Raw genomic sequence first — 22,708 nt, forward strand, 5'->3', positions numbered from 1 at the left:
TGACGGACAGGAGACCACACGTGACCCACACCGCGATCATCACCGGCGGAACCGGCGGGATGGGCCTGGCGACCGCTGCGATCCTCGGCCGCGACCACCGGATCGTCCTCGCGGATCTCGATGCCGCCGGGCTCGCCGACGCGGTGGACCGCCTGGCCTCCCTGGGGGTCGAGGCGGACGGCGTGGTCTGCGACATCACCGACCGCGCGTCCGTGGACGCGGCCTTCGCCCGCGCACAGGCGTCGGGGCGGCTCCGTGCGGTGGTGCACACGGCCGGCGTGAGTCCCCTGATGGGCGACGCGGAGAAGATCGTGCGGGTCAACGCCCTCGGGACGGTCCACGTCACCCGGGCGGCGCTGTCCGTGGCGGCCCCGGGCTCGGCCCTGGTCAACGTGTCCTCGATCGCCGGGCACCTGCTGCCGTCGTTCCTGCGGCCCGTACCCGCCTTCCGCCGGGCGACGAGCGAGCCGGAGCGGATGGTCTCGGCCCTGACCCGCATGGCGACCCTGGCGCCGGGCCGGGGCGCTCCGGGCGCCGCCTACTCACTGAGCAAGGCCTTCGTCATCTGGTATTCGGAGCGCATGGCGGCGGTGTTCGGCGAGAAGGACGCCCGCGTCCTCTCGGTCTCTCCCGGCAGCTTCGACACCGAGATGGGGCGCCTCGAGAAGAAGAGCGGATCGGAGCGCATGGTCGGCCTGGCCGCGCTCAAGCGGTTCGGTACACCGGAGGAGATCGCCGAACTCCTCGCCTTCTGTGCGTCCGACAAGCCCGGCTACCTCACCGGGACCGACATCCTCTGCGACGGCGGCAACAAGGCAGGCCTCACCCTGGCCGGGATGCTCTCCATGGCCAGGGGAGGCTGACCGACGCCGCCCCACGGGCGGTGGGGTACGCCGCGCACCCCGCCTCAGCGGCAGATGGCGCCCGTCGAGGCGGACTGCACCAACTTCGAGTACTTGGCGAGGACGCCGCGGGTGTAGCGCGGCGGCAGGGGCTCCCACCCCTCGCGCCGGGATCGCAGTTCGGACTCGTCCACCAGCAACTCGAGGGTCCCCTGCGAGACGTCCAGGCGGATCCGGTCGCCGTCCCTCACGAACGCGATCGGTCCCCCGTCCACGGCCTCCGGGGCGATGTGTCCCACGCACAGGCCGGTGGTGCCTCCGGAGAAGCGCCCGTCGGTCATGAGCAGGACGTCCTTGCCCAGCCCCGCGCCCTTGATCGCACCGGTGATCGCGAGCATCTCGCGCATGCCGGGGCCGCCCTTGGGTCCCTCGTACCGGATCACCACGACATCACCGGCGGTGATGGTGCCGTCCTCGAGGGCGTCCATGGCCGCGCGCTCGCGCTCGAAGACGCGGGCCGTGCCCTCGAAGACGTCGGAGTCGAAGCCGGCGGACTTGACCACCGCGCCCTCGGGAGCGAGTGACCCGCGCAGGATCGTGATCCCACCGGTCGGGTGGATCGGCTCGGACATCGCGCGCAGCACCTTGCCGTCCGGGTCCGGCGGGGCGATGTCGGCGAGGTTCTCGGCGACGGTCCGGCCCGTCACGGTGAGGCAGTCGCCGTGGAGCAGACCCGCGTCGAGCAGGGCACGCATGACCACGGGCACGCCGCCGATCTTGTCCACGTCCGTCATGACGTGCGCGCCGAACGGCTTGACGTCGGCCAGGTGCGGGACCTTGGCGCCGATGCGGGCGAAGTCGTCGAGGGTGAGCTCGACCTCGGCCTCGCTGGCGATCGCCAGCAGGTGCAGCACGGCGTTGGTGGACCCGCCGAAGGCCATGACCACGGCGATCGCGTTCTCGAAGGCCTCCTTGGTCATGATGTCGCGCGCGGTGATGCCCTTCCGCAGAAGGTCGACCACGGCCTCGCCGCTCGCCTTGGCGTAGTCGTCGCGCCGGCGATCGGGGGCCGGCGGCGACGCGCTGCCCGGCAGGGACATGCCCAGCGCCTCGGCGGCGCTCGCCATGGTGTTGGCGGTGTACATGCCGCCGCACGCGCCCTCGCCCGGGCAGATGGCCCGCTCGATCGTGTCGACGTCCTCGCGGCTCATGAGCCCGCGCGAGCAGGCCCCGACCGCCTCGAACGCGTCGATGATGGTCACCTGCTTCTCCGTCCCGTCGGAGAGCGTGGCGAACCCGGGCAGCGTCGAGCCGGCGTAGAGGAACACGCTCGCCAGGTCGAGCCGCGCGGCGGCCATGAGCATGCCGGGCAGGGACTTGTCGCAGCCGGCGAGCAGCACCGAGCCGTCGAGCCGCTCGGCACTCATGACGGTCTCGACGCTGTCGGCGATCACCTCACGGGAGACCAGGGAGAAGTGCATCCCCTCGTGGCCCATGGAGATGCCGTCGGACACCGAGATGGTGCCGAACTCGAGCGGGTAGCCACCGCCGGCGTGGGTCCCCTCCTTGACCGCCTTGGCGAGTCGGTCGAGCGAGAGGTTGCACGGGGTGATCTCGTTCCACGAGGAGGCCACGCCGATCTGCGGCTTGGCCCAGTCGTCGTCGCCCATACCGACCGCGCGGAGCATCCCGCGGGCGGCGGTCTTCTCGAGCCCGTCGGTGACATCGCGGCTGCGGGGCTTGATGTCGGCACCGTGGTCGGTGGCGGCGTGTCCTGGACGTGGGGTGTCGGTTCCGGCGCTCATGCGCCCAGCCTAGGCACTGTCCACGGGTCCGCGTGGGCGGACCCACCGCGGGACGCCGACGCGCCCCGACCTGTCAGCGGTGGCCGTCATTGACGAGGTCGTACCGGCGCAGCGCCTCGACCCGCTCCTCGGCGTGGTCGACGATCCGCTCCGGATACCCGTGGTCGTGCCCGTCGGGCCACCGCCAGGGCTCGTGCGCGGCCGCGCCGGGCAGGTGGCGTAGCTCGGGGACCCACCGGCGGACGTATTCCCCGTCCGGGTCGAACTTCCGCCCCTGGGTGACCGGGTTGAAGACGCGGAAGAACGGCGAGGCGTCCGTCCCCGTGCCGGCCACCCACTGCCATCCGTGGTTGTTGGAGGCGAGGTCGCCGTCGAGCAGGTGGTCCAGGAAGTGACGGGCGCCGACCGGCCACCACACGTGCAGGTCCTTGACGAGGAAACTCGCGGTGACCATCCGGACGCGGTTGTGCATCCAGCCCTCCGCGAGGAGCTGACGCATGCCCGCGTCGACGAACGGGTACCCCGTCCGCCCCTCTCGCCAGGCCTCCACGAAGTCCTCCACCTCGGAACCCTGGTCATACGGCATCCCGGCGAGGGCGTCACGCAGGTCTGTCCAGGCGGAACGGGGCTGGTGCCACAGGACGTCGGCGTAGAACTCCCGCCAGGCGAGTTCGGTGACGAAGCGGCGGGCCCCCTCGCCGTCGGCGGCGGGGTGCGCCGCGAGATCGGTCAGGATCGTGCGCGGGTGGATCTCGCCGTACTTCAGCGGCGCGGACAGGCGGCTCGTGGCGTCCAGATCGGGGCGGTCGCGCTGCTGTCCGTAGTGCTCCAGGTCCTGCTCGAGGAAGGCCCGCCACCGGGCGAGGGCCGCGGCCTCCCCCGCGTCACCGGCCGCGCCGGCACCCGTGCCACGCGCCGTGACGCGTCCCCACCCGTCACCGTCGTCTCCGGGGAGCTCCCCGGCGGGTGTGGCCGCCCAGGGGACGTCCCGGGGCCGCTGCCCGGGCCCGGGCCACCCGTGTTCGCGCCACGCGCGTGAGAACGGGGTGAACACCTGGTACGGGCGGCCGCTGCCGTTGAGGACGCGACCGGGCCCGACGGCGTACGGCGACCCCGTCTCGACCAGACGCCGACCGTCGGCCTCGAGCGCGGCGCGGACCCGTCTGTCCCGACGTCGTCCGTAGGGCGTGGACTCGCGGCTGACGTGCACCTCGCGGGCACCGGTGAGCGCGGCCAGCCCGGGGATGACGTGGGCGGGATCGCCGGCACGCACGACGAGCGCTCCGCCGATGTCGTCCGACAGCGCCGCGACCGACGCCGCCAATCGGTCGGCTCGCGCCCCGGCCCGGGGCAGCAGGGCGGGGTCGCGGACGAAGACCGGCAGCACCTCGTCCCCCGCCTCCACTGCCGCGAGCAGCGCCGGGTGGTCGGACAGGCGCAGATCGCGGCGGAACCACAGTATCGAGATCCCCACGGGGCCTCCCTCGTCGGCGCTCGCGGCGGGTCGACCGGGATCCGCCGTCGTGACCCCCGAGTGTGGCAGAAGCCCGGCCCAGCGGTGGTGCGGGCCGCCGTCACCGCACGCCGCCACGCCGGACGAAACCGCCCACCGGCCCGGGGGCTGCACTAAGCTCCTGTTCATCTGTCGACGCGGAAAGGCCGGTTCGTGACCACCACCCTCCTGGCCGCGGAACCCTCCTCGACCGAACTGGTCTCCCTGTTCTGGGTCGCGCTGGTGGTGTGGGCCGCGCCCCTGCTCTCCGGCCTCACGCGCTCGCTGGTCCCCGGAGTGGTGCTGCTGCTCGTCGGCGGGATGCTCATCGGACCCGATGGGCTGGGGGTGGCGGCGGAGTCCGGTGGCGTGGCGCTGCTCGCGGAGATCGGCCTGGGTCTGCTGTTCCTGCTCGCCGGGTTCGAGCTGGAGGTGTCGTCGCTCACCGGCCGGCCGGGTCGCCGCGCGCTGCTCAGCTGGCTGGTCGGCGTCGTCCTGGCGACCGGGGTCGGGTGGCTGGTCTCGGGTCGCTGGGAGACCGCGGTGGCGATCGGCCTGCTGCTCACCTCCACCGCGATCGGGACCCTGCTGCCGATCCTCAAGGGCGCCGGCCACGACTCCACCCCGGTCGGGCGGGCCGTGCTCACGCACGGCGCGGTCGGCGAGTTGGGACCGGTGCTGGTCATGGCATTGCTACTCGGGACGCGCGACGTCGTGTCCTCGGCCGTCGCCGTGGGCCTGTTCGTGGTGGCGGCGCTGGTGATCCTGGCCGTGCCGGCGCGGCTGTTGACCATCCCTGCGCTGGGGCGCGCGATGATCCGGGGCACCACGTCGACGAGCCAGCTGGCGATGCGGACGGTGATCCTGCTGCTGGCCTCGATGATGGTGGTGGCCACGGTGTTCGGGCTCGACGTGGTCCTGGGCGCGTTCGCCGCGGGGATGATCCTGCGACGCCTGGTCGCCGGGTTCGACGTGCGGACGCCGCGCCCGGCCGACGGTCCCCGCCGCGACCTCTCCGAGGTCCTGCTGAGCCAGCTCGAGACCGTGGGCTACACGGTGTTCATCCCCGTGTTCTTCGTCGTATCGGGCATGGGGATCAGTGTGGGCGCGGTGGCCGACGCGCCGTGGCTGTTGCTGTCCGCGGTGGCGAGCATGTTGGTCCTGCGCGGCGGCGGGGTGTGGTTGGGCGAGGCCGTATTGCGCGCCCATCCCGACCTCGTCTCGCCCCGGGACCGGGCCCGGGTGGGGCTCTACGCCGCGACGGGCCTGCCCATCATCGTGGCGGTCACGCAGGTCGCCGTGGACAACGGCCTGATGACCGCGGAGATCGCGTCGGTCCTCGTGGCGGCCGGCGCGGTCACCGTGCTGGCTTTCCCGGTTCTCGCCGAGGTGGTCCGCGCCGGGGACGACCGTCGGGTGGCCACCCGGCGCTGAGCCGCCCGCCGCTGGGCCGCCCGCCGCTGAGCTGGGGGGACCGCCTCGACGCACCGGTCCGGTCGCCGGTCTCAGGCGCCGGCGGCCACCTCGTCCGTGCGGCCGCGCGCCAGGATTCTGCTGGAGAGCGCCATGGAGGCGGGCCAGGCAACCATGGTGAGCGCGAACGCGACCGGCCACGCGATCGCGAACTGCTTGGGCCACGAGGCCAGCCACTCCATGGAGGGCCCGACGATGATCAGGCCCATGATGCCCGACATCGTCGAGGCCATGAGGAAGGTCATGATGACCTGCGAGAGGAGGATGCTCTTCTTGTCCATCTGCTGTTCCTTGTTCCGGGAACGGCGGACGCCGACGGTACTCGTGACGGCGCCACCGTCCACCCTGTCGTGGGATCGGGGCGCCTCGGGTTCACGCCGGGGGCGTGCTTGCATCTCGGGAGTACCGAGGGCTGGAATAACCACACCAGCCGGGATCTTTCAGGCAGGAGAACTCTACACCGCGCGCCTCACCGGGCGTATATGACGACGACGAGGACGCATCTCGTCGCGAGCAGCGCAGGTCGCACGCGGGTCGGGCGGGCCGGGACCTACCGGTGCCGGGAGGAGGGCACCGGCCGGGCGGGCGGCGTGGCAGCGGGGAGCAGCAGCCCGGGGCCACGGGCCATGAGCACGCCGGCGAGCAGCGCGCCGAATCCGCCCGCCGCCAGGTCGCCGACGGTGTCCTCGTAGGTCACGTAGATCTCGTCGGTGAGGTAGGCGTACCCGAACCACTCGACCATCTCCCACAGAGCTCCCAGCGCGAGGCCGAGCGCCGTGGTGACCACGACCGCGCCCGCGAGCCCGAACCCGCGGGCGCCCGGTGCTCTGACGATCCCGGCGCGCGCGCAGAACAGGTACGCGACCACCGCCAACGCACCCGCCAGGACGAAGTGGACGGGGATGTCCCACCACCCGACGGTCCGGTAGAGGTCGACGACGTTGCTCCAGGCGGCGACGAGGAGCGTGATCGAGACGGTGATGTCGGCCCACGCGCGCATCCCGAGGAACCGCGCGAGCATGAGGCCCGGCAGGGTGAACGCGACGATCGCGGCGTCGGTGAGCCCGTGGAAGAGCAGGGCCAGCACCACGCTGAGAACCCCGAGCACACGCAGGGCGTCCGCCGTGTGCTCGGCACCGCTCCGCGCGGGTCGCAGGAAGTTGTCGATCACGTCGGTCCGGCACCTCCCTCGTCTCGTCCGTCTGCTCCCGTCCCATTGTGCCCGCCCGGGCCCCCGACGCCGTGACGCACGACGGCCTGCACGGGCAGGTGGTCGGACGGCCACCCGCCGAGGTGGGGCGACGCATGGATCGCGGCGTCGGTGACGGTGAGCCCGCCGGTGGTGAGGATCCAATCGATCCGCTCGCCGCCGCGGCGCGGCGGCCGGTATCCGGCGTAGGTCCCCCACCGGTCGGTCCGTCGGGTCCGCGCGGCCTCCCAGCTGTCCGCGAGCATCCCGTCCTCGAGGAGGGCGCGCACCGTACCGCTCGCCGGTCCCGCGTTGAGGTCCCCGGTGACGACGGCCGGCAGGCCCCGGCCGGTGACCGCGTCCAGCACGGCCCGCACGGAACGCAGGCGGGAGCGGGCCGAGAGGGGGTCGAGATGGGTGTTGACCACGAGCACCTCGTGCCCGGTGGCCCGATCGCGTAGGCGCGCCTGCACCAGCACCCGGGGGAAGAGGTTGCCCCAGGAGACCGATCCGGCGCGCTCGGGTGTCGCCGAGAGCGCCGTCTGCTCCCAGTCCACCAGCTCCAGGCGGCGGCTGTCGAAGAAGACCGGGCAGGCCTCTCCCCCGCCGTCGGCCGACCGGCCCCGGCCGACGACGGAGTAGTCCCGGCCGAGCCCGTCGAGGATCACGGCGACCTGCTCGGCCACCACCTCTTGCGCGCACAGCACGGTCGGTCGCTCCGACGCCAGCAGGGCACGCACGCGCGGGGCGCGGTGCCGCCACCTGTCCGCCGCGCGCGTCAGAACATCGGGTACCGGCCGACGGACGTTCCACGACATGACGTGCAGCGCAGGGGCGGACACCGGGCCGATGACAGGTCGGCCGTCCTCACCGCACCCGGGAACGGAGTCGGTCTCGCGCGATGTCATCACCGCCTCCTCCGCTCTCGCCCTGGAACCACCACTGCCGTGCCGCTACACCCTATTCGGCGCACGAGCCGGGCCGGACCGGGCAGCGTCGCCTCGTGCGCGACCCGGCGCCGCGCCGTGCGCGCGACGGGCGCTGCGCCCGTGGCACCATCGTGCGGTGGAGCATCACGAGGACCCGGTCGGTCGGCAACGCCTGCCCGAGGGCGTCGAGATCCTGGTCTTCGACGTGGGCGAGACCCTGGTCGACGAGACCCGGATGTGGACCGACCACGCCCGCGAGATCGGCGCGACCCCGTTCACACTCATGGCCGCGCTCGGGTCGCTGATCGAGCGGGGACGCGACCACCGCGAGGTGTGGTCGGTGCTCGGCACCGGTCGTCCGGTCCGCCCGTTCGTCCCCTGCCTCTCCGACCTCTACCCGGACGCCCTGGACTGCCTGCGCGCCGCGCGCATCGCGGGGATGCGGATCGGCATCGCCGCCAACCAGCCCGCCGGAGTGGTCGACCGGCTCGCCGACCTGGGGATCGAGACCGACCTGACCGTCTCGTCGCACGATCTCGGCGTCGCCAAGCCCGACCCGGAGTTCTTCGCCGCGCTCACCCGCCGCGCCGGGGCCGAGGCGGGGCGGATCCTCTACGTCGGGGACCGGCTCGACAACGACATCCTCCCCGCCCGTGCCGCGGGGATGCGCACCGCCTTCCTGCGACGCGGCCCGTGGGCGCTCATACAGTCGCGCAGCGACGCGCCGGGGGCCGATCTCGTCCTCGATTCCCTGGACCAGCTCACCCGGATCCTCACCGCGTGATCCGGCAGCTGCCGGAGTGGGAGGATGGCAGCCATGTCCACGACCCCGCCACTGCCGGTCCGGGACGGCGTCGGCCCCACCCGGCTGCGCGTGCCCGCCGAGGGTCCGTGGGCGGGCATCGCCGACTATCTCGACTCCCGGTTCGACCATCTCGACCCCGGCGAGGTGCGGCGCCGGATCTCGGCGGGCGAGATCGTCGGCGCCGACGGCCGGGCGATCGACCACGACACCCCGCTGGGCGCCCACGAGTTCGTCTGGTACCACCGCGACCTGCCCGATGAGCCCGTTCTGCCGTACCGGGAGGAGATCCTGTACCGGGACGACCACCTCGTCGTCGTCGACAAACCGCACTTCCTCCCCACCACCCCCTCCGGCCGGTTCCTCCGCGAGACCGCCCTGGTCCGGCTGCGCCTACGCCTGCGCAACGACGCACTCACGCCGATCCACCGCCTCGACCGCGAGACCGCCGGCCTGGTCATGTTCTCGGCCCGCCCGGACACGCGCGGCGCCTACCAGTCGATGTTCGAACGGCGCGAGGTCAGCAAGGTCTACGAGGCCGTGTCCCCGCGCCCACCCGGATGGGACCCCGACGCCCCGACACTCGGCGGCCGGCCCGTGCCCGTCACCCACCGCGAGCACATCCGGTCGCGGCGCGGCGAACTGCGCGTCACCCTCCACCCCGAGCTGCCGCCCAACTCCGAGACGCTTGTCGACGTGCTCGCGACCGGCCTCGGCCCCGGCGGGCACCCCGTCGTCCACACGATCCTGCGGCCCCGCACCGGGCGCCTCCACCAGCTACGCGTGCACCTGGCCGCGCTGGGGATCCCCATCCTCGGTGACCGCCGCTACCCCGACCTGCTGCCCGAGGCGCCCGACGACCCCGACCTCCCGCTGCAGCTCCTCGCCCGCGAACTCGAGTTCGACGATCCCGTCACCGGCGCGCCCCGACATTTCGTGACCCGCCGGGCACTCGCCCACGCCCCCGTCAGCGGTCCCGCCAGAAACTGAGGTGGGTGACGCCGCTCGGCGACGGCGTGGACTCGATGTGGAAGCGCTCCTCCAGCCCCTCCAAGCCCTCCGGCCCGGCCCACAGGGACTCGCCCCGCCCCAGCAGGATCGGGACCACCACCACGTGCATCTCGTCCACGAGGTCCGCGGCGAGGAACTGCCGGATCGTCGTGGCGCCGCCCCCGAGGCGCACGTCACCACCCTCGGCGAGACCGCGGGCGTAGTCCAGAGCCTCGGCGGGTGAGGCGTCGAGGAAGTGGAAACTGGTGCCGCCGTCCATCTCCATCACGGGCCGCGGGTGGTGGGTCAACACCACGACCGGGGTGTGGAACGGCGGATCCTCGCCCCACCAGCCACGCCACTTCTCATCCGGGGCGCCCCGGGTCGGTTCGAACTTGTGGCGGCCCATGATCTCCACCCCGACCCCGGTGTTCCACCGGCTCGCGAACGCCTCGTCCACGCCGACGGTCGGCCGCTGCTTCCCGTGCAGGCCCATCTCCTGGAACGTGCGCGTGGCGAGCGCCCACTCCATGAGCCGGTGCCCGGCGTGCCCGAACGGCGCCTCGAGACTCTGCCCCTCGCCGGTCCCGAACCCGTCGAGGGACACCGAGAAGTTGTGCACCCGCACCCGCGGTGCGGCGTGGTCTCCCGCGTCCATCGTCTGATCGTATTCCGCTCCCGCCCCACGTCAAGGGGTGCGGAGCAAGGCGATCAGCAGGTCGGGGTGGGCGCCGCCCCGGCCCAGCGGTCGAGGGTCCACTGCACCAGCTGCGGCGTGAGTGGCGAGTCGGCGGCCACCAGCCCCATGTGGTCGAGCCCGGGGTAGGTGCGGAAGTCGATCGGATCGCCCGCGGCGCAGCGACCGGCGACCCAGTCCTGCTGCATCGTCGGCGTCACGAGCGGATCGGCCAGGCCCTGCGCGACGAGGACGGGCGCGGGCCACGGGCCGGTCGGCGAGTTCTCCCGCAGTCGATCGCCGAGCCCGCCCTCGAGTACGGAGTCCGGGAAGACCTGCTCGGGTATCTGCGTCCCGCGCAGGAGTGCGGCGATGACGTCCTTCTCGTTGAAGCACAGGTCGGAGATCTTCCCGACCCCGTGCGCCGTGCCCGGATTGAGGTGGCCGGTCAGGTCGAGCTCGGGGTAGATCTCGTTCCACGACGTGGCGATGTACGCCGAGACGGTCTTGCCGCCGACACTGTCCTTGTCCTCGTCGGCCAGGCGGTACAGGTCGCTGGCCGGTGCCATGCCGGCGATCCCACGCAGCGTCAGCTCCGGCGCGTAGTCGCCGGCGATCTGCCCCGTCCACAGTGCGCCGTGGCCGCCCTGCGAATGGCCCCACACCACGGTGTCGGTACCCAGGTCGAGCCCGTCGAGCTGCTGCGCGGCGCGGGTGGCGTCGAGGACGTTGCGCGCCTCGGCCCGCCCCACCAGATACGGGTGCATGCCGGCGGTGCCCAGGCCCACGTAGTCGGAGATGACCCCGGCCCACCCGCGCTCGGTGACCATCTGCTCGAGGGCGGCCGCCGCACCGTCGGCGAACGGGGTGGGGCTCAGCGAGGGCGCGCACCGTGGCACGATGCCGGTCGTCCCGTGGGCGATGCTGAGCACGGGCAGTTCGCCCGCGCCCCGGTCCGTCGGCGCGATCACCACTCCACTGGCCACGGTCACCGAGTCGTCGGGCCGGGTGGTCGTGTAGAGGATCCGCCAGGCCTCGGCGCCGGCGGGCACGCCCGCGGTGAGGGTCTCCGCGCGCAGGAGGACCCCCGGCTCCCCCGGCAATGGCTCGACCGCCGTGTAGAAATCGTCCGGCTCGGGCCGGTCATCGCCGCGCAGCAGGACCGCGCTGCCGATCGTCAACGCGAGCACCACCAGGAACGCCGCCACCGCCCCGGCCGTGCGCGCCCACGCGCGCACCCGCCGGCGGCCGGCGCGGAACCGGGCCCGCGGCCGCTCCACGACGAGCTCGACCAGCGCCCGCAACCCGACGAACACCAGCCACGCCCCCACCGCGTACCGGATCAGGTGCACCGCGAGCACCGGCCAGACCAGGCACAGCAGCCCCAGCAGGAGGGCTGCGGCGCCGCTGAACAGCCCCGCCGCCCGCCGGTCCGCGCCCCTGCGCCAGGCCGAGACGACGGTGTGGAGTCCGTGCACGACCAGCGCGGCGACCATGACCCACAACAGGGTGCGCAGGCTGGCCGCGCGCCACGCGAGCACGACGACCCCCGCCGCCACGGCGGCGAGCCCGGCCACCAGGCGTGCCCACCGTCCGGAGCGGCCGGCGCCGTCGACACCGGAGACGGTGGCGAGTCCGACGACGACGATTCCCGCGCCCGCCAGGGTGACCATCACCGGCAGGCCGAGGTGGACGAAGATCACTGTCGCGCCCAGGGCGATGGATGCGAGGGCCAGAAGGGCGCCGAGGACCCGCCGTCCGCCGACGGTGCGCTGATCGGCCGTGTCGTGCAAGGTCCGTCTCCTCGGGTGGGTCCTCGGGCCCGTCCTCTACCGACGTATATGGCCCACTGGAGACGAAGTTATCCTGCCGCGCCGCCGCGTCGGGGTGAACCGCCTCTTCTCACCCGTCGACGTCGTGCAGGTGATGCTCGACGTCGTGCACGATGTACTGGCACAGGGACGCAACGGTGAAGATGTAGCCGTCGCCGCGGCGACCGGTGCGGTCCCGGTCCGCCGGGGCGACGCGGTCGAGGATCTGCAGCGCCCGCGACGTGGCGGCGTCGAGGCGGTGGGCGAGGTCATCCGGGTCGCTCCGCCAGTACTCGTGCTCGACGACAGCCTGCTCACCGTCGAAGTCGGCGTACGTCGGCTCGGCGCGGTCGAGCATCGCCGCGACTCGCTCCCCCAGGACCTCGATGAGGTCGCGGCAGTGACCCGCGTACTCCAGCGGCGACCACACCCGCGGAGCCGGCCGCGCCTCGACTCCGGGACGGCGGAGCACGGTGCGCCAGCGGTCGCGGGCGGAGGCCAGGCGGTCGCTCGTGGCGGCCGGGTCGTGAGGCCGGTAGCCGCACTCGTCACAGCCCGCGTCGAGCACGGTCGTCCAGTCCGTGGTGTCCGGGAGGGAGGGTTCCGGGGCGGAGGTCATGCACCCACCGTCCCACCGTCCGGCCCGCCCCGCTGCCGGTTCACGGCCGATGCCCGGTCAGTCGTCCGCCGGCAGCCAGGCGCCGAGCTGGTCGGCGGAGACCTCGGCGAGCCACATCTGCCAGAGCGGCCCGAAGGACACCCGACGTACTCCGAGCTTCTTCAGGGTGGCGAGGTCGCCCGCGCCGTGGCCCTTCACCGGATGGGCGGTCGCGTTGACGGGGATCGTCACGGCCTGCACCAGGCGCGTGAGCTGGTCGGCGGTCGTCACGCCCACCGGGTACACCGATCGTGCCCCGGCGTCCTCCATGAGGATGATGCGGGCCTCTGCCTCCGCCACCGGGTCGGGGAAGACGTCGGTCCCGAGCTTCACGGCATCGGTGCGGCCGTTTATCACGAAGGGGACCCCGGCGTCGTCGGCAGCGCGACGGGCCGCGGCGATGTAGTCGGCGTGTTCCTGACGGTCCCGGACCCGCTTGCCCTCGCGGTGCACGACGTCCTCGATGTTCGCCCCCACCGCGCCGGCGTCGAGCAGGCGGGTGATCAGCTCGGCCGGGTCCAGCCCGTATCCGGATTCGACGTCCGCGCTGACGGGGACCGGCACCGCGGCCGCGATGCGTGAGATGACGCCCAGGTACTCGGAGAAGTCCATCTTCTCCCCGTCCGCACTGCCGGTGGCGTCGGCGACGGGGTGACTGCCCACCGTCAGGCCCGGGAAGCCGGCATCGGCGGCGACGCGGGCGCTCCAGGTGTCCCACACGGTGGGCAGGACGGCCAGTTCGCCCGACTCGTGGAGCTCGGCCAGCGTGGTGGCCCGTGCACGTACGTCTGTCATCTGGTTCCTCCTCGGGAAAGGCGTGGCGTCTCTGTCCCGACCCTACGCCGGTGGACCGCGCCCCGAACCGCCGTACAGTGAGACGCGTCACACCCCCAACCCGCTCGTGTCGCGCCAGGGAGGCCAGTCATGAACCACGTCTACAGCATCACCGAGATCGTCGGGTCGTCACCGGACGGGACGGACCAGGCCATCGCCAACGCGGTCGCGGAAGCGTCACGGACCCTGCGCAACCTGGAGTGGTTCGAGGTCCAGTCCGTCCGCGGCAAGCTCGACGGCGGCGGGGTCACCCACTGGCAGGTGACCATCAAGGTGGGATTCCGCCACGAACCCGCGGCAGACGCCTGACACCGCCGGGAGGTTCCACCGGATCGCGCGCTCCACAGGGCCGGGCCGGCGCCCCACAATCGGCGCCCGGACCCTGTCGCCGCGGGTCGGACGCGCCCAGACTCGGGGCATGAGATTCGAGGACCTCCCCGACAACTGGACCACACTGCCGCTCGACGACGCCCCGCTCGCCGCGGGCGTGATCGACCTGATCATCGGCCACCACGACCGCGGCCGGAACACGATGCTCATCCTCCCGTGCGACGAGCACGACGTCGGCCTACCCGCGCCCGTCCTCGTCAGCGACGTGGACTGGCTGTGCACCTCGCGCGAACGCCGCGAGGCGATGGCGGTACTGCCGGCGATCGCCTCGCCCGGGTTCGTCCTGGGCCTGTCCGCCCGGCGCCGCCTCCCGGACGAGGTGGTCGGCCGATGGCTGCGGACGATCGAGGACGAGCTCGACGCCTCGGGCCAGGCGCTGCTGGCTCTCGGCGTCGCGGACGTCGACACCGTGGAGATCGTCGGGGGCCGCGCCGTGCGCGGACGGCAGCCGGGACGGGCGGCCGGGTGAGCTGCGGCGGGGCCCCGGTCGCGGATGACGGACCCCGGGCTTCCCGCCGGTAACATCGGCCCTCGTGCCCGACTTCTCTCACGGCCCGGAGGCGGGCAGCATCGTCGACTACGCCGCGCTCCCCGGCCCGGGTGGACGTCGGTCCAGGCTCCCGGCGGTCGACGCCCCGAGGTGGACCCTCAAGGTGGCGCTGTCCCAGCGCCCGTGGAGTTTCATCGCCTCGGCCGGCATGGCCGTGGGCTTCGTGTGCAACGGGATCACGCCGGTCGTCGTGGGCCGGGCGGTCGACGACGCGATCGCGACCGGCCGGTTGAACCGCCTCTGGTTCTGGATCGGCGTGCTCGCGTGCGTGTTCCTCGTGGCGATGGTCGCCAACTGGACCGCCCGCTTCATGCTGGTCCGCAGCCAGCAGCTCGTCAGCCACGACCTGCGCACGGCGGTCACCGACCGCATCCAGGACCCGCGCGGGTTCGCCGGCCGGGAGCGTACGGCGGGCGGGTTGCTGTCCATCGCGTCCTCGGACACCACCCGCGTCGGGGACATCGTCATGATGACCGTCATGCCGGTCGCCGAGGCCGCGGCCATCACCTACGGCGCGGCGATGATGTTCACCATCAACCCGTGGCTGAGCCTGGCGACCCTGATCGGCGGCCCGGTCCTGGTGATCGTCGCGCTGCGGGTCGCGCGTCCGCTGCAGAGCCGGTCGATCGCGCGTCAGCAGGCGATCGCCCAGGCTGCCGCGACGGCGACGGACGTCGTCCAGGGCCTGCGGATCCTCAAGGGGCTCGGCGCGATCGTCACGGTGCGGCGGCGGTACGACGAGGTCTCGGACGACGCCTACCGCAAGACCGTTCACGCCGACGCCGCCGAGGCCCGGCTCAACGCGGCCACGGAGGCGACCGGGGCGGTCTTCGTCTCGACGCTCGGCCTCGCGGCGGGCGCGCTGGCCCTCGCCGGCCACGTCACCATCGGCGAGCTCATCACCGTCGTCGGACTCACCCAGTTCCTCGTGGTCCCCATGACCATGTTCGGCCGCAACATCGCGTCCCGGTGGGCGTCGGCGGAGGCCTCCGGCCGGCGGATCCGTGAGGTGCTCGGCGCGGACTTCGAGCGCCTCACCGAGGCCGACGCCGCGACCGCGGAGCAGTTCATCCGCGCGCTGCCCCCGGGCCTGACGGTGGTCGACGGCACCGATCCGGACCTCGTCCATCTCCTCGAATCCCTTCCGCGCACCCGCGTGGTGGTCGTGCCCCACGCCGCCGACCTGTTCGACGGCAGCGTGGCCGACAACGTCCACCCCGACCGCGCCGTCGCCGAGCACGCACTTCGGACGGCGTGCTGCGACGACATCCCCGGCGGCCCGGACAAGCGGGTCGGCGAGAACGGCCGCATGCTCTCGGGCGGCCAGCGACAGCGTGTCGCGCTCGCGCGGGCCGTCGCCTTCGACCCGGAGGTACTGGTGCTGCAGGACCCCACCACCGCGGTGGACTCCGTGACCGAGCAGGCCATCGCGGACAACCTCGCCCGCGAGCGGGCGGGGCGGATCACGATCGTGTTCAGCCAGGCCCCGGCGTGGAACGCCGTGGCGGATTCCCGCCTGGGCGTGGACGGCCTCCGCGCGACGGCGCGGTGCCTGTCGGTGGGGGTCGGGGGATGACGACGACGAGCACGACTCCCCCCGTCAAGACCGACACGGCGCTGCGGTTCCCCGTGGCCTCCGCGGGCGAGGTCCGTCGCGAGGTGGCCCGGCAACTGGCCCGGGTGAGGCACGCCCGGCGGTGGCTCGCGCTGGCCGTGGTCCTGCTGAGCCTGGGGGCGACGGCGGGTGTGCTCATCCCCCAGTTGATGGGCCGGATCGTCGACCTGGTCTCCGGGCACACCGAGGGGTCGCTGTGGGCGATCGGGGCTCAGCTGCTGGCGGCGGCGGTCGGCGGCGCGGCCCTGAGCGCGGGCGGCTTCTACCTCGTGGCCAGGCTGTCGGAGCGGGTCATCGCGAACCTGCGGCAGGACATGGTCGGCACCGCGCTGGGACTGCCCACCCACCGAGTGGAGGACGCGGGCTCCGGCGACCTCGTCAGCAGGTCGACCGATGACGTGGCCGAGCTGTCCTCCGCTGTCACCGAGACCGTCCCGACGCTGTCCACCTCGGCCCTGACGGTGGTGGCGACCGTGATCGCCCTGTTCGCCCTGGACTGGCAGTTCCTCGTCGTCCCCCTCGTCGTCGCCCCCCTCTACTACCTCGCCGCGCGTCGCTACCTCGCCAAGGCACCGGACCGCTACGCCGCCGAGCGGGCGGCGATGGCGGAGCGGGCGCGCCGGGTCCTCGAGGCGATCCGCGGCCGGGCGACGGTCCGTGCGTTCTCGCTCGAGGGGCGCATGCACACCGGGATCGGCAACGCGTCCTGGGACGTGGTGCGCAAGGCCATCCGGGCCCGCACGACGATGCTCGTGCTCAACGTCTGGGTGCTCGTCGGCGAGTTCCTCATGCTGGCGATCGCCCTGACGGTGGGCTACCACCTGGTCGACACCGGGGCGCTGACCGTGGGCGCCGTCACCGGGGCGGTGCTCATGATCATCCGCCTGCGGGGCCCGCTCATGACCTTCATGCGGATCCTCGACGTGGTCCAGTCGGGCTACGCGTCCCTGTCACGGATCGTCGGCGTGGTGGTGGACCCGCCCGCGCCGGTCCCCGACAGCGGCGTCGACGCGCCCCAGGGCCGGGTCGAACTGCGCGGCGTGAGCTTCAGCTACGGCGGATCCTGGGCCGTACGCGACATCGACTTCACCATCTCGCCCGGTCAGACCGTCGCGATCGTCGGGGCGTCCGGCGCCGGCAAGACGACGGTCGCCGCACTACTGGCGGGACTGCTCGTCCCCGACACCGGCGACGTCCTCGTCGACGGCCACCCGGTGTCGTCCCTGTCGGACCGCGAGCGCATCGCCCGACTGGCCACCGTCAGCCAGGAGGTGCACGTCTTCTCCGGCACGCTGCGGCAGGACCTCACCCTGGCCAGGCCCGAGGCCACGGACGCCGAGCTGCTGGACGCGCTCGACCGGGTCAACGCCACCGGATGGTTCGAGCGGCTACCGGACGGGCTCGACACGGTCGTGGGTGCGCGGGGCGTGCAGCTCGACCCCGTCGCCGCCCAGCAGTTGGCGCTGGCGCGCGTGCTGCTGCTCGACCCCGCGGTCATCGTCATGGACGAGGCCACGGCGGAGGCCGGTTCCGCCGGGGCGGAGGCGCTGGAGCGCGCGGCCGACGAGGTCACCCGCGACCGGTCCGCCCTCGTGATCGCCCACCGTCTCGACCAGGCCTCCCGCGCCGACACCATCCTCGTGATGGACTCCGGGCGCATCGTCGAGAGCGGCACCCACGACGAGCTCGTCGCCCACGGGGGGATCTACCACCGCCTGTGGGCCGCGTGGTCCGCCGGCCGTCGGTCCGCGGCGCCTCCGGGAGGATCGACGCCCGGGTAGGGGTCCTCGACGGGCCCGCCGCGTGCCCGACGAACAGGGGTGATCGGACGGTAAGAGGACGCGCGCGGGCGCGTGGTGGACCACACTGGACGCGGTGCCGGGACGACCGCGAGACCCACGCGTCGTCGGCCCAGTCCCGTGCTGTCCCCGGGTGGCGTTGGCCACTGCGGTGCGACTCGGGGGATGATGGTGCCGCGAGACGTTCCACAAGAACACGATCAGCACGAACGAAAGAGTCGATACCTATGACCGATGGCAGACAGAAGATCATCTACACCCTGACCGATGAGGCCCCCCGCCTCGCGACCGAGGCGTTCCTGCCCGTGGTCAGCGCCTTCGCCGACGCCGCCGATATCGATGTCACCACCAGCGACATCTCGGTGGCCGCGCGCATCCTCGCCGCGTTCCCGGAGCGCCTCACGGACGAGCAGCGGATCCCGGACAACCTGGCCGAGCTGGGACGCCTGACCCAGGACCCGTCCACCAACATCATCAAGCTGCCCAACATCAGCGCCTCCGTGCCGCAGCTCACCGCCGCAATCGCAGAGTTGCAGTCGCAGGGTTACGACATCCCGGACTACCCGTGGGATCCGCAGACCGACGAGGAGAAGGACGTCGCGGCGCGATACGCCGGCGTTCTCGGCAGCGCGGTCAACCCGGTCCTCCGCCAGGGCAACTCCGACCGCCGCGCCCCCAAGGCCGTCAAGGAGTACGCCCGCGCGAACCCCCACTCCATGGGCAAGTGGTCCATGGCCTCGCAGACCCACGTCGCGCACATGACCCACGGTGACTTCTACGCCGGTGAGAAGTCGATGATCCTGGACCGCGACTGCGACGTCCGGATGGAGGTCGTGACGCCGGACGGCGAGACCCACGTCCTCAAGACGGAGTCCCTGCTGGCCGGCACCGTCGTGGACTCCATGTTCATGAGCAAGAAGGCTCTGCTGGAGTTCTACGAGGAGCAGCTGAACGACGCCAAGGAGACCGGCGTCATGTTCTCGCTGCACGTCAAGGCCACCATGATGAAGGTGAGCCACCCGATCGTCTTCGGGCACGCCGTCCGCGTGTTCTACAAGGACGCCTTCGCCAAGTACGGCGAGCTGTTCGACGAGCTCGGCATCAACGTCAACAACGGCATGGGCGACCTCTACGCCAAGATCGAGAACCTCCCGTCCGCCAAGAAGGAGGAGATCATCGAGGAGCTCCACCGCTGCCACGAGCAGCGGCCGGAGCTCGCGATGGTGGACTCGGCGCGCGGCATCTCCAACTTCCACTCCCCCTCCGACGTGATCGTCGACGCCTCGATGCCGGCGATGATCCGCATCGGCGGCAAGATGTACGGTGCCGACGGCCGCAAGAAGGACACCAAGGCCGTCATCCCGGAGTCCACGTTCGCGCGGATCTACCAGGAGATCATCAACTTCTGCAAGACCAACGGTGCGTTCGACCCCACCACCATGGGCACCGTGCCGAACGTCGGTCTCATGGCCCAGAAGGCCGAGGAGTACGGCAGCCACGACAAGACCTTCGAGGTCCAGTACGACGGTGTGGCCAACATCGTCGACGCCGCGACCGGTGAGGTCCTGCTGTCGCAGAACGTCGAGGCCGGGGACATCTGGCGCATGTGCACGGTCAACGACGCCCCGATCCGCGACTGGGTCAAGCTGGCCGTGGATCGCGCCCGCGCCTCCGGCATGCCGGCGGTCTTCTGGCTGGATCCGTACCGGCCGCACGAGAACAACCTGATCACCCTGGTGAACAAGTACCTCGCCGAGCACGACACCGAGGGCCTGGACATCCAGATCATGTCCCAGGTGCGCGCCATGCGGTACACCCTCGAGCGCGCGTGGCGTGGCCTGGACACCATCTCGGTGACCGGCAACATCCTGCGTGACTACCTCACGGACCTGTTCCCGATCCTCGAGCTGGGCACCAGCGCCAAGATGCTGTCGATCGTGCCGCTCATGGCCGGCGGCGGGCTCTACGAGACGGGCGCGGGCGGCTCCGCCCCGAAGCACGTCCAGCAGCTGGTGGAGGAGAACCACCTCCGTTGGGACTCGCTCGGCGAGTTCCTCGCGCTCGGCGCGAGCCTGGAGGACCTCGGTCGCAAGTACGACAAGCCCAAGGCCACCATCCTGGCCAAGGCTCTCGACACCGCGACCGGCAAGCTGCTGGAGAACCGCAAGTCACCCTCGCGCGTCACCGGCGAGCTCGACAACCGCGGCAGCCAGTTCTGGCTCGCCCTGTACTGGGCCCGGGAGCTGGCCGACCAGACCGAGGACACGGAGCTGGCCTCCCGGTTCGCCCCGCTCGCCGAGAAGCTCGAGGCGGACAAGGACACCATCCTGCAGGAGCTGACGGAGGTGCAAGGCAACGCGGTCGACCTCGGGGGCTACTACCGGCCCGACTCCGAGAAGCTGAAGAGCGCGATGCGCCCCAGTGCCACGCTCAACGCTCACCTGGACAGCGCCTTCGCCTGATCCGGGCTGAAGAGCCGGCACACCCACCGCGCCCCGTCGGAGAGATCCGGCGGGGCGCGCCTGCGTTCTCCGGCCGCTTATGCGCCGGAAAATAATCTGCTACGTTGAACGGCGCCATTCATGGCCACCATCTCGTATCGATGACACGACACGCGAGGGTCCACGCAGGGACCTTCTGACACGGCACGGTCGATCGCCCCACCCGCCGGACGTCAGGAGACTCCTTGCCCTCATCCCGTACTGCCCCTGCGCCTGTCCCCGGCCGTGCCGGCTGGATGATCGCCGTCGCGGCGGCCGCCGCGTTCCTCGCCACGTTCAACGAGACCTTCCTCAACGTCGCCTTCACGCCGATCATGGCGGACTTCGGGGTCGACGTGAACACCGTCCAGTGGCTGACCACCGGTTACCTCCTCGTCGCGGCGGTGTTCGTCCCCGTCTCGAACGTGCTGTATCACCGCTTCCCGACCCGACAGCTCTTCGTCGCGGTCGTCGCGATCATGGTGGTCGGGTCGGTGGTGGGCGCCCTCGCCCCCTCCTTCGCTGTGCTGCTCATCGCGCGCCTGCTCCAGGCCATCGGGACGGGCCTGCTCACGCCCATCGGCATGAACATCACCCTGGCCGTCTCACCTCGCGAGAAGCTGGGCCTGAACATGGGCATCATGGCCGCAATGACCACGCTGGGCCCCTCACTGGCGATCGTGCTCTCCGGGGTGTTGTTGACGTTCGCCCCCTGGACCACCCTGCTCTGGGTCTTCGGCGCGCTGACCCTGCTCGTCCTGATCGCCGGTGCGATCGCGCTGCGCACCGTGGCCGACCTGGGCCGCCCCGTGCTGGACATCCCGTCGTTCCTGCTCGTCGCCGTGGCCCTGGTGGGCATCCTCTACGGCATCTCCGCCGCGTTCGGCGGCGCCCCGGTGTACGCCGCGCTCTCGGCGGTCGTCGGCCTCGCCGCACTGTGGGTGTTCGTCGTCCGCCAGCGCCGGATCGCGCACCCGCTGATCGACATGCGGCCGTTCTCCAACCGCGCGTTCGTCCTCGGCGTCCTGATGACCATGCTGGGCCTGGTGTTCGTCTTCGCGATGAACGTCGTGATCCCCCTGTTCCTGCAGGCCGCGCAGGGCGTCTCCCCGCTCGGCGCCTCCCTCACCCTCGCCCCGGGCATCCTGCTCACCGTGGTGGCCGGGCCGGTGGCCGGCCGTCTGTTCGACCGGCACGGTGGCCGCTGGTCGATCCCGCTCGGCTTCCTGGTGATGGCCGTGTTCGTCACCGGTGTCGGCATCGCCGCCGGTCACTCGTCGATCCTGCTGTTCGGCGTGCTCTACATCCCTGCGGTGCTGGCCACCGCGCTCGTGATCGGGCCGTCGCAGACCTTCGCCCTGTCCAGCCTGGACCGGGAGTCCGCCCCGCACGGCGTCACGGTCGTCTCGACGAGCTTCCAGATCGCGGGCTGTGTGGGCACCTCGCTGGCGGCCGGCATCTATGGCGCCGTGTCGGGCGCCAACCTCGATTCCGGCATGGATGAATTCGAGTCGCTGCTCACGGGCTTCCGCAGCGCCGTCGGCGTCGTCGTCGTGGTCTCTCTCATCGGCATCGCGCTGGCGTTCGCCGCCTCGCGGGCGGCGCGCACCGTCCGCCCCGCGGCCGCCGACGCCGGGGTGCACCCGGCGGACACGGTCGAGAAGATCATGAAGTCGGACGTGTACGCGCTCTCCTCCACCGACACGGTCCTCGGGGCCATCACGATGTTCGGCGCTCGCGGTATCTCCGGCGCCCCGGTCCTGGATCCCGACGGCTCGCTCGCGGGCTTTCTCTCGGACGGCGACGTCATGCGGTACCTCTCGGCGGCGCACCCGTCGTCCACCTCGATCTATTCGTACGCGATCGGGGCCGACGAGGACCTGGCCGACGCGATGGCCGATCTGGCGGACCTGAACGTGATGCGGCTGGCGACGCGTGAGGTCGTGACGATCGATGCGGGCGCGTCGATCGCCGACGCCGTGGCCGCGCTGTCGGACGCCCACCTCAAGAAGGTGCCGGTCCTGGGCGACGGCGGCCGGATGGTGGGCATCGTCAGCCGCTCGGCGATCAACCGTCTGGCGATCAGCAGCTACCTGAACGCCCGCGCCTCGGCGGAACCGGAAGCCGTTCCCGCGCACTGACCCGGGCCCGTCCGCCCCAACCGACCGCGCCCCCGCCGGAAAAACTCCGACGGGGGCGCGGTGGTCTCCGCCGACCCGGGGGACGACGACGGCGACGACGACCCGGTGGTCAGTTGCCGAACGCCGGGCTCATCCAGGCGCCCGGGGATACCGGTCGAGTTGCTGCTCCCCCGCCGCCGCCCCCTCCGGGGACTGCGTCTGCCGCCCCTGGTGTCGGAGCTCTGTGCGACTG

The 22,708-nt window shown here is 72.1% G+C and carries 19 protein-coding genes; 10 read left to right on the forward strand and 9 right to left on the reverse strand.

The window, feature by feature from the left end:
* Window positions 1–20: 20 nt before the first annotated feature.
* Window positions 21–863 carry an SDR family oxidoreductase gene (locus RWK90_RS02725; RefSeq protein ID WP_314034421.1) on the forward strand — a complete coding sequence of 281 codons (843 nt, stop codon included), beginning with the start codon at window positions 21–23 and terminating at the stop codon, window positions 861–863.
* A gap of 44 nt (window positions 864–907) precedes the next feature.
* On the opposite strand, the gene ilvD is transcribed toward RWK90_RS02725, so the two are convergent.
* Window positions 908–2,647 carry a dihydroxy-acid dehydratase gene (gene ilvD / locus RWK90_RS02730; RefSeq protein ID WP_314034423.1) on the reverse strand — a complete coding sequence of 580 codons (1,740 nt, stop codon included), beginning with the start codon at window positions 2,645–2,647 and terminating at the stop codon, window positions 908–910.
* Window positions 2,648–2,720: 73 nt separating this feature from the next.
* A complete protein-coding gene (locus RWK90_RS02735; RefSeq protein WP_314034764.1) occupies window positions 2,721–4,115 on the reverse strand; it encodes a deoxyribodipyrimidine photo-lyase in 1,395 nt (464 codons plus the stop codon).
* Window positions 4,116–4,313: 198 nt separating this feature from the next.
* Here RWK90_RS02735 and RWK90_RS02740 point away from each other — a divergent pair, with 198 nt between their 5' ends.
* The gene (locus RWK90_RS02740; protein ID WP_314034425.1) at window positions 4,314–5,573 is read left to right on the forward strand and encodes a cation:proton antiporter; all 1,260 of its coding nucleotides are present in this window, start codon (window positions 4,314–4,316) and stop codon (window positions 5,571–5,573) included.
* 71 nt (window positions 5,574–5,644) lie between these two features.
* Here the strand turns inward: RWK90_RS02740 and RWK90_RS02745 are convergent, their stop codons facing one another.
* The 3 genes from RWK90_RS02745 to RWK90_RS02755 form a co-directional block, all read right to left on the reverse strand.
* Window positions 5,645–5,893, reverse strand: a complete 249-nt coding sequence (locus tag RWK90_RS02745) for a DUF2798 domain-containing protein (RefSeq protein ID WP_314034428.1) — start codon at window positions 5,891–5,893, stop codon at window positions 5,645–5,647.
* A 269-nt stretch (window positions 5,894–6,162) separates the two neighbouring features.
* Complete coding sequence (locus RWK90_RS02750; RefSeq protein WP_314034429.1) at window positions 6,163–6,783, reverse strand: hypothetical protein; 621 nt, start codon at window positions 6,781–6,783, stop codon at window positions 6,163–6,165.
* Window positions 6,780–7,709 (reverse strand): endonuclease/exonuclease/phosphatase family protein, encoded by a 930-nt coding sequence (locus RWK90_RS02755; protein ID WP_314034431.1) that lies wholly within the window; start codon window positions 7,707–7,709, stop codon window positions 6,780–6,782. Before RWK90_RS02755 ends, RWK90_RS02750 begins: the two co-directional genes overlap by 4 nt.
* 157 nt (window positions 7,710–7,866) lie before the next feature.
* Here RWK90_RS02755 and RWK90_RS02760 point away from each other — a divergent pair, with 157 nt between their 5' ends.
* Complete coding sequence (locus RWK90_RS02760) at window positions 7,867–8,514, forward strand: HAD family hydrolase (protein ID WP_314034433.1); 648 nt, start codon at window positions 7,867–7,869, stop codon at window positions 8,512–8,514.
* A gap of 33 nt (window positions 8,515–8,547) precedes the next feature.
* Window positions 8,548–9,522, forward strand: coding sequence for a pseudouridine synthase (locus tag RWK90_RS02765; protein ID WP_314034435.1), 975 nt, complete (start codon window positions 8,548–8,550; stop codon window positions 9,520–9,522).
* On the opposite strand, the gene RWK90_RS02770 is transcribed toward RWK90_RS02765, so the two are convergent.
* From RWK90_RS02770 to RWK90_RS02785, 4 genes are all read right to left on the reverse strand, one after another.
* Window positions 9,500–10,180: a dihydrofolate reductase family protein gene (locus RWK90_RS02770; protein ID WP_314034437.1), complete on the reverse strand. Its 681-nt coding sequence runs from the start codon at window positions 10,178–10,180 to the stop codon at window positions 9,500–9,502. The two genes, RWK90_RS02765 and RWK90_RS02770, sit on opposite strands and share 23 nt — an antisense overlap.
* Before the next feature lie 53 nt (window positions 10,181–10,233).
* A complete protein-coding gene (locus tag RWK90_RS02775) occupies window positions 10,234–11,991 on the reverse strand; it encodes a lipase family protein (RefSeq protein WP_314034439.1) in 1,758 nt (585 codons plus the stop codon).
* Window positions 11,992–12,100: 109 nt separating this feature from the next.
* Window positions 12,101–12,628 carry a DinB family protein gene (locus tag RWK90_RS02780; protein ID WP_314034442.1) on the reverse strand — a complete coding sequence of 176 codons (528 nt, stop codon included), beginning with the start codon at window positions 12,626–12,628 and terminating at the stop codon, window positions 12,101–12,103.
* A gap of 57 nt (window positions 12,629–12,685) precedes the next feature.
* Entirely contained in the window at window positions 12,686–13,462 is a 777-nt protein-coding gene (locus RWK90_RS02785; protein WP_314034444.1) for an isocitrate lyase/phosphoenolpyruvate mutase family protein, read from the reverse strand.
* Between the two features lie 129 nt (window positions 13,463–13,591).
* On the opposite strand from RWK90_RS02785, the gene RWK90_RS02790 reads away from it, so the two are divergent.
* The 6 genes from RWK90_RS02790 (at window position 13,592) to RWK90_RS02815 (ending at window position 22,476) form a co-directional block, all read left to right on the forward strand.
* A complete protein-coding gene (locus RWK90_RS02790) occupies window positions 13,592–13,810 on the forward strand; it encodes a dodecin (RefSeq protein WP_314034445.1) in 219 nt (72 codons plus the stop codon).
* Window positions 13,811–13,919: 109 nt separating this feature from the next.
* The gene (locus RWK90_RS02795) at window positions 13,920–14,360 is read left to right on the forward strand and encodes a hypothetical protein (RefSeq protein ID WP_314034447.1); all 441 of its coding nucleotides are present in this window, start codon (window positions 13,920–13,922) and stop codon (window positions 14,358–14,360) included.
* Window positions 14,361–14,424: 64 nt separating this feature from the next.
* Complete coding sequence (locus tag RWK90_RS02800; protein WP_396230255.1) at window positions 14,425–16,017, forward strand: ABC transporter transmembrane domain-containing protein; 1,593 nt, start codon at window positions 14,425–14,427, stop codon at window positions 16,015–16,017.
* Entirely contained in the window at window positions 16,014–17,837 is a 1,824-nt protein-coding gene (locus tag RWK90_RS02805; protein ID WP_314034450.1) for an ABC transporter ATP-binding protein, read from the forward strand. Before RWK90_RS02800 ends, RWK90_RS02805 begins: the two co-directional genes overlap by 4 nt.
* Window positions 17,838–18,082: 245 nt before the next feature.
* On the forward strand, window positions 18,083–20,317 hold the full coding sequence (locus tag RWK90_RS02810; protein ID WP_314034452.1) for an NADP-dependent isocitrate dehydrogenase: 2,235 nt from the start codon (window positions 18,083–18,085) through the stop codon (window positions 20,315–20,317).
* A gap of 275 nt (window positions 20,318–20,592) precedes the next feature.
* Complete coding sequence (locus tag RWK90_RS02815) at window positions 20,593–22,476, forward strand: MFS transporter (protein ID WP_314034454.1); 1,884 nt, start codon at window positions 20,593–20,595, stop codon at window positions 22,474–22,476.
* Window positions 22,477–22,708 lie beyond the last annotated feature (232 nt).

This window comes from Dietzia sp. CH92, assembly GCF_032248695.1.
Lineage (GTDB): Bacteria > Actinomycetota > Actinomycetes > Mycobacteriales > Mycobacteriaceae > Dietzia.